General features: G+C 63.6%; 15 protein-coding genes. 3 read left to right on the forward strand and 12 right to left on the reverse strand.

The features are described 5' to 3' along the window. Nucleotides 1–7 precede the first annotated feature (7 nt). On the forward strand, nucleotides 8–547 hold the full coding sequence (locus tag IGX34_RS03975) for a lipocalin-like domain-containing protein (RefSeq protein ID WP_192554349.1): 540 nt from the start codon (nucleotides 8–10) through the stop codon (nucleotides 545–547). An 18-nt stretch (nucleotides 548–565) separates the two neighbouring features. Here the strand turns inward: IGX34_RS03975 and IGX34_RS03980 are convergent, their stop codons facing one another. Beyond that, the gene (locus tag IGX34_RS03980; protein WP_192554350.1) at nucleotides 566–1,399 is read right to left on the reverse strand and encodes a helix-turn-helix transcriptional regulator; all 834 of its coding nucleotides are present in this window, start codon (nucleotides 1,397–1,399) and stop codon (nucleotides 566–568) included. Between the two features lie 156 nt (nucleotides 1,400–1,555). Between IGX34_RS03980 and IGX34_RS03985 the strand changes: the two genes are divergently transcribed. Beyond that, complete coding sequence (locus IGX34_RS03985; RefSeq protein WP_192554351.1) at nucleotides 1,556–2,443, forward strand: SDR family oxidoreductase; 888 nt, start codon at nucleotides 1,556–1,558, stop codon at nucleotides 2,441–2,443. Nucleotides 2,444–2,498: 55 nt separating this feature from the next. Here the strand turns inward: IGX34_RS03985 and IGX34_RS03990 are convergent, their stop codons facing one another. Both IGX34_RS03990 and IGX34_RS03995 read right to left on the reverse strand, forming a co-directional pair. Beyond that, nucleotides 2,499–2,897, reverse strand: coding sequence for a hypothetical protein (locus IGX34_RS03990; protein WP_192554352.1), 399 nt, complete (start codon nucleotides 2,895–2,897; stop codon nucleotides 2,499–2,501). Between the two features lie 112 nt (nucleotides 2,898–3,009). Further along, nucleotides 3,010–3,414 carry a GFA family protein gene (locus tag IGX34_RS03995; protein WP_192554353.1) on the reverse strand — a complete coding sequence of 135 codons (405 nt, stop codon included), beginning with the start codon at nucleotides 3,412–3,414 and terminating at the stop codon, nucleotides 3,010–3,012. A 226-nt stretch (nucleotides 3,415–3,640) separates the two neighbouring features. Here IGX34_RS03995 and IGX34_RS04000 point away from each other — a divergent pair, with 226 nt between their 5' ends. After that, nucleotides 3,641–3,922 carry a hypothetical protein gene (locus IGX34_RS04000; protein WP_192554354.1) on the forward strand — a complete coding sequence of 94 codons (282 nt, stop codon included), beginning with the start codon at nucleotides 3,641–3,643 and terminating at the stop codon, nucleotides 3,920–3,922. Nucleotides 3,923–4,040: 118 nt separating this feature from the next. On the opposite strand, the gene IGX34_RS04005 is transcribed toward IGX34_RS04000, so the two are convergent. The 9 genes from IGX34_RS04005 to flgE form a co-directional block, all read right to left on the reverse strand. Beyond that, on the reverse strand, nucleotides 4,041–4,763 hold the full coding sequence (locus IGX34_RS04005) for a methyltransferase domain-containing protein (RefSeq protein WP_192554355.1): 723 nt from the start codon (nucleotides 4,761–4,763) through the stop codon (nucleotides 4,041–4,043). A 31-nt stretch (nucleotides 4,764–4,794) separates the two neighbouring features. Beyond that, on the reverse strand, nucleotides 4,795–6,039 hold the full coding sequence (flgL, locus tag IGX34_RS04010) for a flagellar hook-associated protein FlgL (protein ID WP_225737165.1): 1,245 nt from the start codon (nucleotides 6,037–6,039) through the stop codon (nucleotides 4,795–4,797). Nucleotides 6,040–6,041: 2 nt separating this feature from the next. Then, on the reverse strand, nucleotides 6,042–7,934 hold the full coding sequence (gene flgK, locus IGX34_RS04015) for a flagellar hook-associated protein FlgK (protein ID WP_192554356.1): 1,893 nt from the start codon (nucleotides 7,932–7,934) through the stop codon (nucleotides 6,042–6,044). Between the two features lie 157 nt (nucleotides 7,935–8,091). Continuing rightward, the gene (gene flgJ / locus IGX34_RS04020) at nucleotides 8,092–9,048 is read right to left on the reverse strand and encodes a flagellar assembly peptidoglycan hydrolase FlgJ (protein WP_192554357.1); all 957 of its coding nucleotides are present in this window, start codon (nucleotides 9,046–9,048) and stop codon (nucleotides 8,092–8,094) included. A 1-nt stretch (nucleotide 9,049) separates the two neighbouring features. After that, nucleotides 9,050–10,120 carry a flagellar basal body P-ring protein FlgI gene (locus tag IGX34_RS04025; RefSeq protein WP_238482134.1) on the reverse strand — a complete coding sequence of 357 codons (1,071 nt, stop codon included), beginning with the start codon at nucleotides 10,118–10,120 and terminating at the stop codon, nucleotides 9,050–9,052. Nucleotides 10,121–10,332: 212 nt separating this feature from the next. Next, complete coding sequence (gene flgH / locus IGX34_RS04030; protein ID WP_192554359.1) at nucleotides 10,333–11,031, reverse strand: flagellar basal body L-ring protein FlgH; 699 nt, start codon at nucleotides 11,029–11,031, stop codon at nucleotides 10,333–10,335. Nucleotides 11,032–11,042: 11 nt separating this feature from the next. After that, complete coding sequence (gene flgG, locus IGX34_RS04035) at nucleotides 11,043–11,828, reverse strand: flagellar basal-body rod protein FlgG (protein ID WP_192554360.1); 786 nt, start codon at nucleotides 11,826–11,828, stop codon at nucleotides 11,043–11,045. Between the two features lie 200 nt (nucleotides 11,829–12,028). Beyond that, nucleotides 12,029–12,769 (reverse strand): flagellar basal-body rod protein FlgF, encoded by a 741-nt coding sequence (gene flgF / locus IGX34_RS04040; RefSeq protein ID WP_192554361.1) that lies wholly within the window; start codon nucleotides 12,767–12,769, stop codon nucleotides 12,029–12,031. A 13-nt stretch (nucleotides 12,770–12,782) separates the two neighbouring features. Further along, nucleotides 12,783–14,009 (reverse strand): flagellar hook protein FlgE, encoded by a 1,227-nt coding sequence (flgE, locus tag IGX34_RS04045; RefSeq protein ID WP_192554362.1) that lies wholly within the window; start codon nucleotides 14,007–14,009, stop codon nucleotides 12,783–12,785. Between the last annotated feature and the right edge of the window lie 10 nt (nucleotides 14,010–14,019).

Genomic DNA, 14,019 nt, shown 5'->3' on the forward strand with positions numbered 1-14,019 from the left:
GTTACCCATGCGTCTTCTTTGCAGTGTTTTCGCGGCTGCCGTACTCGCCCTTGCCGCCAGTGCAGGCAACGCCCAGCCGCAACAAGGCACCGGTACGGCGGCAGCAGACATGCTGCGCGTGCCGGACTGGCTGGTCGGCACCTGGACCCTGGTCCGCTGCGACAACGTCTATCCCGATGGCCATCGCGTCGAATTGTATGGCCCGCATCCGCAGGGCCTGTGGATGATCGATGCGCATGGCCATTACATGATGCAGATGGTGCGCGCCGGCCGTGCGCCGTTCGCGGCCGGCGACAAATCCAAGGGTACGCCCGAGGAATATCGCGCCGCCTCGCTCGACAGCAATGCGCACTTCGGCAGCGTGGCCGTGATGGACAAGCAGATGCGCACGCATATCGAGCAGGCGTCGTTCCCCAACTGGAACGGTCATGGCGGCAGCACCGGCTATACGCTGGACGGCAACCAGCTCACCTATATCGTGGCCAAGCCCAGCAGCGGTGCGGCGGAAGGCGCACACGGCGAAGTGGTGTGGCAGAAGCTCGATTGAACGCGCCGGCGGCGCCGGTCAGCGCGGCGCCGCTTGCGAACGGATCAGCGCGACAATCCGCTCGGCATCTTCCGCGGCCGGGTTGTACACCACCATGCTGAGATCGGGCCGGCCATCGACCGCAAACGACGAAAACTCCAGCGCGATACGCCCGAGCACGGCATGGTGCAGGTATTTCCGGCCCTGCCCGTAGTTACGCACATCGTTGTCGCGCCACATCGCCGCAAACTCCGGACTGCTGCGCGACAACTCTTCCACCAGCGACTGCGCCCGCTCTGACGTGCCCAGGCGCGCGGTGTTGCCGCGGAATGCCGCCACCACGAAGCGGGCGACGCTTTCCCAGTCGACCTGCGCCTCGCGGACTGGCCGATGGGTGAACATCATGCGCAGCACATTGCGCTGCTCCGGGCGCAGCGCGGCATAGTCGGTAAGCACCACCGTAGCGGCGTGATTCCAGGCCAGAATGTCCCAGGTGGCATTGGTCACGATGGCGGCGCTGAACACCATGGCATCCAGCACGCGCTGCAGCTGCGGCGGCACGCTCTCCGTCACCTCGTAGCGCAGTGCCGGCAAACGGTGCTGCGCCAGCAGGAACAGGTGCTCGCGTTCCACTGCGGTAAGCGCCAGCGCCTGCGCAATGCGTTCCAGCGCTTCGGTGGAAGGCGCACCGCCGCGGCCCTGCTCCAGCCAGGTGTACCAGGTGGCGCTGACATTGGCGCGTTGCGCCACTTCTTCGCGGCGCAGGCCCGGCGTGCGGCGGCGCGCGGAAGAAAAGCCGAACGTGGCCGGATCCAGGCGCGCGCGGCGATCCTTCAGGAACGCGCCGAGCAGATTTTCTTCAGTGATGGCCATGATGAATTGCCTAAACCGTTACTGCCGAGCCCGTTACTGCAAAGCCCCCGTAACTGCCAAGCCTGTTAGTGGCGATACCGGTATAACGTCCCGGCTAGTTGGCCGGCGGCCCTCGCCCGATCATCGCCCGCAGTTGATCCACCGAGGGACTTTAACATGCGTGTTTTCGTTACCGGCGCTACCGGTTTTATCGGCTCCGCCATCGTCAAAGAATTGATCGCCCACGGCCACAAGGTACTGGGCCTGGCCCGCTCGGATGCAAGCGCCGCCGCATTGAGCGCCGCGGGCGCAGACGTACACCACGGCACACTGGAAGACCTGGACAGCCTGCGCAGCGGCGCCGCTGCCGCGGATGGCGTAATTCACGCCGCCTTTATCCACGACTTCAGCAAATTCCTGGAGAACTGCGAAAAAGAGCGCAAGGCGATCGCCGCACTCGGCGATGCACTGGCCGGCAGCGACCGCCCGCTGGTGATCACGTCCGGCACCGGCCTGCTCTCCGCACCGCGCCTGGCCGAGGAACATATGCCGGCCAGCACGGCGATTCCGCGCGTCGCTTCCGAGCAAGCCGCCGCCGCGCTGGTCGAACGCGGCCTGCGCGTGGGCGTGGTCCGCCTGCCGCCATCGGTGCACGGCGAAGGCGATCATGGCTTCATACCGCAGCTGATCCAGCGGGCGCGCGAAAAAGGCGCCGCCGCGTATATCGGCGACGGCCTCAACCGCTGGCCCGGCGTGCATCGCCATGATGCCGCGAGCCTGTACCGGCTTGCGCTGGAAAAAGGCACGGCAGGTGCGCACTACCACGGCACTACCGATTCAGGCGTACCGTTCCGCGATATCGCCATCACCATCGGCCGCCATCTGGGTGTACCGGTGCTCAGCAAAACGCCGGAAGAAGCTGCCGACTACTTCGACTGGTTTGCGCACTTCGCCGCGTTCGAGAACCCCACCTCAAGCCAGTGGACGCGCGAACAGCTGGGCTGGCAGCCCACGCATATGGGGCTGCTGCAGGATATCGATCAGCCCTACTACTACCAGCACTGAGCCACGCCGATGTTGCGCGCCGGGTTGGATCAGCCGTGCTGATCCAGCCCGCTTGCTACGCCTCGCCGGCTACAGCCGGCGTTACCGGCTGACGGCGGAACCGGGTGATCCAGATCAGCATCGCCAGGGCCACCACATTGACGCCGATCTGGCCAAAATCGATCCAGCCGACCGAGAACACCATCTGCAGCCCCAGCGTGAAACTCCAGGCAACGAAGCCGATGGCCAGCTGCGGTATCTGCACGAAATAGAACAGTTGCGCGAGCGAGCGCGCCCAATCGGCCTGCTTGAGATAGCCGATGCCGGCACTCAGTCCGAGTACGGCGAGCAACACGTTCAGTGCGACAAACAAGGCCGGCGAAGCAGCGCGCTCAAACGATTCGCAAATCCAACCCACGCCGTACACGGCGTGCACGATCAATGCGCTGCCGATGAGCTTTTGCTGTCGAAGCATGTTGTTCCCCTGTGATGGCGTCCTGCGGCAGCGCACGGCTGGCGTGCTGCTCGGTCCTGTCGTGCACGCATTATAGGGAACTTGGCTACGCGATCGCGGCCCGCATGCAGGATCAGGGTGGATCCTGCGGATAACGCATTGCAGCCTCGGGTACTTGCACCCACGCATGCCGGCGGCATTCGTAGACCGAATCCTGTGGCGCGGGAAACGCCGGATCGGCAAATGCACCCACCGCCACTATCACATACTGGTCATTGCCCTCTTCCGTGTGGAATACATTGCTGCCGCAGACCGGGCAGAAGCGAAAGCGGTAGTGCGCGCCGTGATCGCCGATGCGCACGAATTCGGTCGCATTGCCGCGCACGGTGAACGGCACGGCATACGCCGCCAGCGCGGCAAATACGCTGCCGGTGCGCTGCTGGCAGGCCAGGCAGTGACAGATACCCACGCCCAGGGTATCGCCCTGCACCTCGATGCTGAGCTGGCCGCAATAGCAGCTGGCAGTTCGGTTGGACATGCTCACCTCGATCGCGGCCCGGCCGCTGCTGGCGGTGGTCAGAAAGTGCCCCTTAGCGATGCCTAGCCTAGCCGCCGGGCGCAAAAGCCGGCCATAGGCCAATCGGCAGAGAGCGGCGCCGCGCTGCGGTTGCGCGGCCCACGCCCCGGCCTTGCGCCCTGCTGGCACGGCTTATGTATGGAACATCATGCGGCCTGCAGTCGGCCGTGCAGATCAGGGGGTTGTCATGCGCAAAAAAGACTCATCACACGCGTGCCTGCGCCAGGCTTTCAAAGGGCGCGATATCGAGCAGAAACACGGCGATGTACCGATCCGTATTTTCCGGATGATCTACGGCTCCGGCTTTGCGCCAGCTTTTTCGGCCTCGCACGGCCTGCGGCATACGCTGGCGATTCTGGACCGTCCATCGCTGGACAAGCTGCTGGCCGACGAGAAGTGCGGCGTGCTGGATGCGAAAGTGGCGCTGGCGGTCGCGCAGGAAACACAGCGCGAACTACTTACACACTAGCCAGATAGATCGGGTAGGTTGGGTTAGCGCAGCGTAACCCAACGATGTCGCTACGAAGATAGATCGTTGGGTTACCCCCGGATCAAGTCCGGGGGTAACCCAACCTACGCCAAGCGCATCAGCCCAGCTTGAACAACTTGCCAGGCACACACTGGAAGTTGATCGCATTGGCCACAAACAAGCCACGCTCATACGAAAAACCCTTGTCGCTGGTCGGCTGGAAGAATTCGATGAATTCCAGACTGCGCTTACCCAGCACGAAGCCGCCGATCAGCGGATGGTTCATCGCATACATGATCGGGATCAGCGCCATCATCGAGCTGGCCGGCACGCCGATCAGGTGTTCTTCCAGGTCGCCGCTCTGCTGGCTGTGCTGCGGGTAGAACCACAGCGGCGTGCTGACGAACAGGAACGCGTTGTCGCCCATGCTGGTAAGCAAGGTGCGCAGCAGCCACCTGGCGGTATCGGCCGTCATGTGCTCGATCACATCGAGCAGGCAGATGATGTCGTACTTGGCGAACTTGTCGGACGGTACGGCCTGCGCCAGCCCGTGCCACACGTTGCGGTAGATCTTGCGCTCGAACAGCGCAGGGTGATTGCAGCTGCCTTCGAAGCCGTCCACGCCATCCACCGACCAGTGCGCCGTCTGCGCATTGGCCTTGATCATTTCGCCCAGGTTGCCCTTGCCGAAGCCGATATCCAGCACTTCGACCTTGGCGGCGTTGTCCTGCATGATGTGAAAGATCAGCTCTTTGGGCGAAGCCGATTCGCCGCCGGGCTGCAGGGTGGAATTGACGATGGGATCAACCACCGCATAGTCCTTGACGATTTGTCGAAGCATGACTGTGCCTTCGGAATCAGTGTGCAGAGCTTCAGCTCTGCAGGTAATTGAACAGACTGGTGCCCTGGATCTTGGCGAACACCTGCTGCGATGCCTGCAAGGCGGTCGACTGCAGGGAGAGATTGCTGATCGCCGTGGCCATATCCACGTTCTGCACGTCGTTCAACGCGCTTTGATAGGTGACACTCAAGTCCGAGTAGTCGCTTTGCTGCTGGGTCAGCGTATCCATGCGGCTGCCCACCGATACCTGCGTGTTGGACACGCTGTTCATCGCCTGGCCGAGTGCTTCGAGCTGGCGGTTGAGGGTATTGGTGATCTGCGCGGTGCTGCCGCCGCTTTGCAGCGCGTTGATCATGTTGTTGAGCGTGGTGAAGACATCTTGCGTATTGGACGCGCTGTCTGACTGCACGCTCACCGTATCGCCTGCCGCAGGCGTGCCGCTCATGCTGATCGACATGCCGTCGAAGCTGATGCTGCCGCCATCGGTGTAGGTGCCGGTGACGGGATTGCCGCTGCTGTCGAGCACCGGATTGCCGCTGGCGTCGGTCACGCTGTAGGTACCGTTGGCGCCGAAGGTAATGGTGTCGTTGATCGGCCCCGAGGCCGTAGCGGTGGCAAACGCGCTGGCGTCGGAAACGCTGTTGGCGCCCACCACCAGGGTGCCGGTATTGCTGCTGGCGGCACTGGATACGAACGAACCGTTGCCCGCCGGCAGGTTCATGAACAACGAACTGCCCGGATCGTTGCTGGCGATCTGCAGGCCGGCGCCGATGGCGGAGAACGACTGCTGATCGTTGCCGGCGTACGTGACCGCGCCGGTGCTGCTGTTCATCACGAACGGCGTGGTGGTGTTGCTGGTGCCGGAGAACAGCGCCTGCCCATTGGCATCGGTGGTATTGGCCAACTGCACCAGCTCGTTGCGGTATTGCGTGAGCTGGGTGGCCATGTTGCTGAGGTCGGACGAGGACATCGCGCCGTTGATTGCGCCCAGGCCGATATCGTTCACGCTGTTGAGCAGGTTGCTGACGCTGCTGAGCGTGCTGGTTTCGGTCGACAGGCGCGTGTTGGCGCTGTTGATGTTGCTGGTGTACTGGGTGTTCTCGGCCATGATGTGGTTGAGGCCCACGATCTGTGCCGCACCGACCGGATTGTCCGAGGCCACGTTGATGGCGTAGCCCGTACTGATCTCGTTCTGCGTTTCGTCCAGCGAATTCTGCTGGCCCATCATGGTGTTGACCTGTTGCTGGTACATCCAGCTAGTGGAGATGCGCATCATGATCAGCCTTGCTCCATCGCGGTAATCAAACTGGTAAACAGCTGCTGTGCGGTCGCAATGACCTGTGCCGAAGCCTGGTAGGCCTGTTGGTACTGCACCAGGTTGGCGGCCTCCTGGTTGAGGTTCACGCCGGCCAGGCTTTGCTGGTTGCCTTCCGCTTCGCTGTACAGATTGGTCTGCGTGGTCAGCTCGGCACTGGCCTGGCTGCCGGCGGTGCCGATCTGCGCGGTGAGGTTGGAATAGCTGTCCACCACCGAAGTCTTGCCGCCGTCGAGCACGCCGGTGTCGGCCAGCCCGGCCAGCGCAAGCGCGTTGGCATTGCTGTTGAGGCCGTTGGTATTGGCCGCCACGCTGAAGCTGTCGCCACTGGCCGGCGTGCCGGTAAGGCTGAGGCTCCAGCCGTCGGCGGTAATCGGCTGGCCCGAGGTGTAGGTACCGGTGGTGGTGTTGCCGGCGCCGTCGGTGACCGTGTACGCGCCGCCCGCACCGAAGGTGATGGTGGCGCCGGACAGCAGGTTGGTATTGCTGCTATTGGTAACGCTGACCGAGCTGACCGCGCCGGTGCCGGTGTTGCTCTTGCCGGCCGTTGCGCTGAGCGCAGCGGCGGCGGCAATGCCGTCCGAGTCGGTCATGCTTACCGACAGCGACGTGGAAGCATTGCGCGTGGGTTCGATCTCATAGCTGTCGCCCTGCTGCGCGGTGCCCGACACATTGAAGGTAAGGCCGTTGGCGGACAGCGAGCCGTCGCTATTGGCAGTCAGCGCCACGCTCTGGCCGCTGGTGGTTTTCAGGCTCCAGCCATTGGTGCCGGTACCGCTGCCGGTATAGGTAAGAATGTAGTCGGAGCTGGTGAGCTGCGACACATCGCTGATGCTCGCGCCGACCGTGGCGGTGCCGGTGTTCTTGCTCGAGCCCATCACGTCCGGCGTGCCCACGCTGAACATCGCCGCGCCTTGCTTGCCGTTGAGATCCAGGCCCTGCGCCTGCTGGCCGTTGACGCTGGAAGCCAGCGCGATCGCCGACTGGCCCAGTGCGTTCTGCGCCGGCTGCAGCACGGTATTGCGGTAGTTGATCAAGCCGCCGAGCGAGCCGCCGCTCAGCTGCGAGGTGATGTCGTTGCCGCTGCTGTCGAACACGTCGGTGCTGGTGGCATCGTATTGATTGCCGCCCGACGACAGCGCGTAGGACTGCGTGCCCGACACCAGCGTGCCGCCGGCGGAGGTATACACGCTGATCGAGCCGTTGCTGTTGGTGGAGGCGGAAATGCCGGTGAGACCGGCCAGCTGCTGCACCAGGTTATCGCGCTGGTCGAGCAGTTGGTTCGGATTGGTATTGCCGGCCGCCATGATCTGCCCGTTGAGCTGGGCGATCTGCGAAGTAAGGGTGTTGATGCTGGTAACGGTGGTGCCGATCTGCTGGTTCACCTGCGTCGACTGCGTGCTGAGCTGCTGGCCCAGGGTATTGAACACGCTGGTCAGCGAGGAAGCGCTGCCGAGCGCCGCCTGACGCACCGATGAAGAGCTGGGCGAATTGGCCACATTGCTGAAGGCGCTGTAGAAACTGTCCAGCGAGGTCTGCAGATTGCCGCTGTTGCTGAGCAGGCTGTTGAGCGCACCGGTGAGGTTGCTCATGGTGGTGGCGTTCTGCAGGCTGCTGTTGGTGCTCCACAGCGCGCTGGTGAGGTACTGGCTGTAGGCGCGCTGCACGCCGGTAACGTCCACGCCGCTGCCGATGGTGTACTGGCTGTTGCTCTGCCCGATGGTCTCCACCTGGATGACGCTTTCTTCGCTGTAGCCGCTGGTGCTGGCGTTGGCGATGTTGTTGCTGACCGTGCTCAGCGCAACCTGGGCTGCGTTGAGCCCTGATATGCCGATGTTGAGCATGCTGCTGGACATGAGCGTGTTTCCTTAGATCAGTAACAAGCGCAGGCGGACATGCCGCCGCCATGGTGGTGCGAAGTGCTGGCGTAGCTGGCCGTCACTCCCGCGCGAGCGGGCTCACAGGGGAATGACGACATTCTGGCGGGCGTACCGTACCCACGGCCTTTTTCAGTCATAAATTCGGCACTCCGCCGGTTTTCTTGAGTGCGTCAAGTGCTTGCCGCATCACAGAACTGTTGGCAATGGCCGCCACTTTGCCGGCGTATTCAGGATCGGTGGCATAGCCGCCCTGGATCAGCGCGTGGGCATAGCCGAGCACGTCGTCGCCGTGGCCGCGGGCCTGGGCGTAGCGGGGATCCTTGCCGATCAGGTCGGCGTAGTCGGCCAGCGAGTCGGTGGTGGAGCGGTACGCACGAAATTGCGCCTGCCTGCGCACCGCGATGCCGTCTTCGTATTCCACCGTGGGCACGTTCACGCGCGCGCCGTCCCAGCTGCCGCCGGCCTTGATGCCGAACAGGTTGAAGCTGCTGCTGCCGTCGGCGTGGGTGGGCATGTGCTTGCCCCACTGCGTTTCCAGCGCGGCCTGCGCTAGCACGGCGCGCAGCGAAAGACCCAGTTCCTTGGCCACGATGCTCGCCTGCGGCGCCAGTTCGCGCACAAAGGTTTCCGCATCGGCCGGCACCCACGACATCGCCGCGCGGCCCGCCGAGCGGGTCGCATCGGCCACTTCGAACAGACGCTGCTTCCAGCTGTCGGCCAGTCCGGTGGTGCTCGGATCGACTGCGCCGGTCTTGTGCTCGGCGCCCTGGCCGTTATGGCCGCCAAGCTGGCGCACCAGCATGTCGGCAATGCCCAGGCCCTTGCCGTGCTGGGACAGGTTCAGCGACAACTGCTGGTCATACATGTCCTGCCATTCGTCGGTGGCCTGGCTTTCGAACAGCGGATCGCCGAAGTTCGCATCGCGCATCGACTTCAGCAGCATCTGCGTAAACATCGATTCGAACTGCTTGGCCACCGCCGGCAGCGTGCCGCTCTGATCGGACTCCGCCTGATGGCGCAAGGCGCTGAACCCGGACAAATCGGTCCAGGTGCTCAGGCTTTGCGCGGCGGCGTTGCCGATATCGGCCATGTCAGATCACCACCAGATCCGCGTGCAGCGCACCGGCTTGCTTGAGCGCTTCGAGAATCGAGATCAGGTCGGTCGGCGTCGCACCGACCTGGTTCACCGCACGCACGATCGAATCCAGGCTCACACCAGGACCGAACTTGAACATATGGCCGCCCTGCTGGCTGATCGATACCTGGCTGCTCGGCACAACCGTGGTCTGGCCGTTGCTGAAAGGTGCGGGCTGGCTTACTTGCGGTTGTTCGCTGATGGTCACCTGGATCGAACCGTGCGCCACCGCGGCAGCACTGACGCGCACATCCGCACCGATCACCACCGTGCCGGTGCGCGAATTGACGATCACGCGTGCCGGCGCATCGCCCGGCGCCACGTCCAGCGATTCGATCGCGCCCAGCCACGCCACTTTCTGGCCCGGGTCGACGGGACCGCGCACCGATACCGAGCCACCATCCAGCGCACGCGCCGTGCCGGCGCCATACAGATGATTGATGGCATCGACGATGCGATTGACGGTGACGTAGTCGGCGGTGTTCAAGTTCAGCACCAGGTCGCCGGCACTGCCGAAGGAATTGGCTACTGCCCGCTCCACCGACGCGCCGTTGGGAATGCGTCCGCTGGCGGAAATATTGATCTGCACGCTGGAACCGCTGCGACCCGAGGCGCTGACGCCGCCGACCACTACGCTGCCCTGCGCCACCGCGTAGACATTGCCGTCCGCACCGCGCAGCGGCGTCATCAGCAGTTCGCCGCCGCGAATGCTCTTGGCATTGCCGATCGAGGCCACCGTGACGTCGATGGCCTGGCCCGGCTTGGCGAACGGCGGCAGATCCGCCGTGATGGTCACCGCCGCCACGTCTTTCAGCTGCGGCTGGATGCCGGTGCTGGGAATCGACACGCCGAACTGCTTGAGCATGTTCTCCAGGCTTTGCGTGGTGAACGGTGCCTGGGTGGTCTGGTCGCCGGTGCCGTCGAGGCCGACCACTAGGCCGTAGCCGACCAGCTGGTTGCTGCGTACGCCGGCTACTTGCACGAGGTCGCGGATTTTGTCGGCGTGCGAGATGCTGGGAATCAGCATCAACACTATCGCTGCGGCGATCAGCGCGAAGTGCGCACGACTCGCCGCAAGCAGCCCCCTCCCCTGTTTGACAGGGGAGAGTTGAGGCGGGATTGTCCGAGCTTGCCGCGAGGGTGAGGGCTTCACCCCACCCCAACCCTCCCCTACTGCACGTAGAAGAGGGAGCGGTTCACGGCAAGCATCAACAGCATTGAAAAAAGTGTTCGCGCTCATCAGAACGGCATCCACTTGGAATTGAAGAACTTCGCCAGCCAGCCCTGCGTATTGGCCTGGTCCAGCGTGCCGCGGCCGGTGTAGGTGATGCGCGCATCGGCCACGCGGGTGGAGTCGACCGAGTTGTCCTGCGCGATATCTTCCGGGCGCACGATGCCGGACAAGCGGATCAGTTCCTTGCCCTGGTTGATGGTCAGCCACTTCTCGCCACGCACGATCAGGTTGCCGTTGGACAGGCGCTGCGACACGGTGACGGTGAACTGGCCGGTCAGCTGGTTGCTCTGCGTGCTGCTGCCGGCGCCATCGAAACTGTTGGCGCTGTTGAGCGCCGAATTCGCCGCCGCGCCGCCGGCCACGCTGAGCGAGTGGCCGAGGATTTCCGGCGCACCCACATTCACCTTGTCGGTCTTGCTGGTGGTGGTTTCCGATTTCTTGCTGGCCTGCATCGCTTCCACCAGGTTGATGGTGAGGATGTCGCCGATGCGGTGCGCGCGCGGATCGTTGAACAGCTCCAGGTTCTGCATGTCGTGATAGATCGAGCCATCCGGCGGCGGCGGTGCCGGCTGGGTCACCGGTGCGGTGGCGGCCCATTCGGCATCGTCTTCTTTCTGGTGCTGCTGGATCGCCGCGCAGCCGGCCAGCGAAGCCGCCAGCAGCGAAGCCATCGCCACACGTGCATACAGGGAGGAATACGACATAACGGCGGTACTCAGGTCTTGTTGATGACGAACTGCAACATGTCGTCCACGGCGCTGATCGACTTGGAGTTCATCTCGTAGGTGCGTTGGGCCTGGATCATGTTGACCATCTCCTCCACCACGTTGGTGTTGGACGATTCCAGCGAGCCTTGCGCAAGCGTGCCCATGCCGTTGAGGCCGGGCTGCCCGGTTTGTGCCGTGCCGCTGGATTCGGTTTCCAGATACAGGTTCTGTCCCATCGGCTCCAGGCCGGCGGGATTGACGAAATTGGCCAGCTGCACCACGCCGATCTGCGTGGGCGTGGTGGACCCGTTGCTGGTGGCGCTGACCGTGCCATCGGTGCCGATGGTGATCGAGTTGACGTTGGCCGGCAGCGTGATCGAGGGCACCAGCGGATAACCGTCGGCCGTCACGACCTGGCCGGTGGAATCTTCGTGCAGCGAACCGTCGCGCGTGTAGGCCACGGTGCCGTCCGGCAGGCTCACCTGGATGAAACCGTTACCCTGCACCGCCACGTCGAGCGGATTGCCGGTCTGCGTGATCGCGCCCTGGGTAAACAGTTTCTCGCTGCCTACCACTTTCACGCCGGTGCCCAGCAGCAGGCCGGAAGGTGCTTCGGTCTGCTGCGTGGTCTGGCTGCCGGGCTGGCCTTCGTTCTGGTACATCATGTCCTGGAACGAGGCGCGCGAGGTCTTGAAGCCAGTGGTGCTGGCGTTGGCAAGATTGTTGGAGATCACGTCCATCTGCGTCTGCTGCGCATCCAGACCGGTCTTGGCAATCCACAATGAAGAGAACATCTCGGCGCTCCAGGTTTAGTTTTTCTTCCTATCCCCAACGGGGAGAGGACCGAGGTGAGGGGGACAAGCTTGCGGAAAACATGCATCGGCGCCGGCTTCGAAGCTGGCTGCTCGCGAGCGTGTTCCCTCACCCCAACCCTGTCCCCGGAGGGGAGAGGGAGTCATGCATAAGGCGAAGCTGGAAATCATGCGTCGATCTCCTAGCTCGTCTGCAGCAACTTGCTGCTGTCGTCCGCGTCGTCTTCGGCGGTCTTGATCGAACGCACCTGCATTTCGTATTGGCGCGACAGCGAGATCATCTTCACCAGCTCCGACGATGAATTGACGTTGCTGGCTTCCAGCGCGCCGGACGTCACCGTGACGGTGTCGTCGGCATCGGCGCTGCTGCCGTCGTTCATATGCATCAGGCCATCCGGGCCTTCGGTCATCTGCGTCGGATCGGGATTGACCAGCTTGAGCTGGCCCACCGCGGCGATGGTGTCGGGCCCCTGCCCCATCGGCACGGTGGAAATGGTGCCGTCCTTGCCGATGCTGATATTGGAACTTTGCGGAATGGTGATCGGACCGCCGGTGCCCATCACCGGATTGCCACGTGCATCGGTCAGATTGCCATCGGCATCCAGTTGCAGATCGCCGGCGCGCGTATAGCCTTCACTGCCGTCGGCGGACTGCACCGCGATCCAGCCCGGTCCGTTCACCGCAACATCCAGCGAACGGCCGGTGTGCTGCACCGTGCCCTGGGTTTCGTCCTGCCCCACACCCTGCGCCACCGCGTTGATGCGCGTGCTGGCGCCGGGACCGAGCACCGGCACGCTTTGAAACGCGCTCAGCTCGCTCTTGAAGCCGACCGTGGAGGCGTTGGCCAGGTTGTGGCTGACCGCATCCTGCGCCCGCATGGTCTGCGTGGCGCCGGTCATTGCGATGTAGACGGAACGGTCCATGGCTCAGTGTCGATTAGCCGCGGTCAACAGCCTGGAACAGCGCCTGGTCGAGCGAACTGACCGTGCCGAGCATCTGCGAATTGGCCTGATAGTTCTGCTGCGCCTGGATCATGCTGACCAGCTGCGAAGTGGTATCGGAGGTGTTGGAGGTTTCCAGCTGGCCCTGTTCGATATCGCCGAACTGACCCACGCTGGCGGTGCCCAGCACTGCGGTGCCGGACGACTGCGTCGCCACCCACTGGTTGTTGCCCACCTGCTGCAGGCCCTGCAGATTGGCGAAGTTCGCTACCGCGATCTGGCCCAGCTGGGTGGTCTGGTTGTTGGAGTAGATGGCGGTGACGATGCCGTCGGTGCCGATTTCCACGTTCTCCAGCGTGCCGGCCTCGAAGCCGTTCTGGTTGATCGTGCCCGGCGCGTAGGCCGTGCCGAACTGCGTGGTGTTGGTCACGTTCATGCTTATCGGCGACGGGAACGTGGCGCCGTTGGTCGGCTGCGTGGGCGTGAAGCTGAGATTGCCGTTGGCCGGCGAAGTCAGCGCACCGGCGCTGTTGAAGGTCATCGCCGCAGTACCGGCGCTGTTGCCGTCGATATAGAGGTTCGCGTCCCAGGTGTTGTTGCCGGTCTTGACGTAGTAGATCGTGGCCGAATGCGAACCGCCCTGCGAGTCGTACACGTCGAACGAAGAAGCGTTGGTGTAGCTCTGGCTGTCGGTCGGGCTGAACGGCGTGTCGGTCGGCAGCGCCGCACCGGCCGGCAGATTCGCATTGACCGTGATCGTGCTGGTGGCAGTGGCCGCGCTCTGCGCGGTATTCAACTGCAGGTTGGTCAGCGTGCTGGTGTTGAAGCCGCCGGCCGCATTGGGCGGATACACCTGCAGATTGGCGCCGGCCGACGTCACCACGTTGCCGTTGGCGTCTTCATGGAACGCACCGTCGCGCGTGTACTGGTTGCCGCTGCCGTTGTTGACCACGAAGAAACCATTGCCGCTGAGCGCCATGTCCAGGCTGCCGTTGGTGGTTTCCAGGTCGCCCTGCTGAAACTGCTGCGCCACATCGGTGAGTTCGGCGCCGCTGCCAACCGTGTTCGAGCTCAGGTTGAGACCGGTCACCGCATACACTTCGGCGAACTGCGCGGTCGAACCCTTGAAGCCGACCGTGCCCGCGTTGGCGATGTTGTTGGAAATGACATTGAGATCGGCCTGGGCCGCATTGATGCCGCTGAGCGCCTGATTGAGAGCCATGCTGTGTTCC

Origin of the sequence: Dyella acidiphila, from assembly GCF_014863405.1 — a bacterium.
Taxonomy (GTDB): domain Bacteria; phylum Pseudomonadota; class Gammaproteobacteria; order Xanthomonadales; family Rhodanobacteraceae; genus Dyella_B; species Dyella_B acidiphila.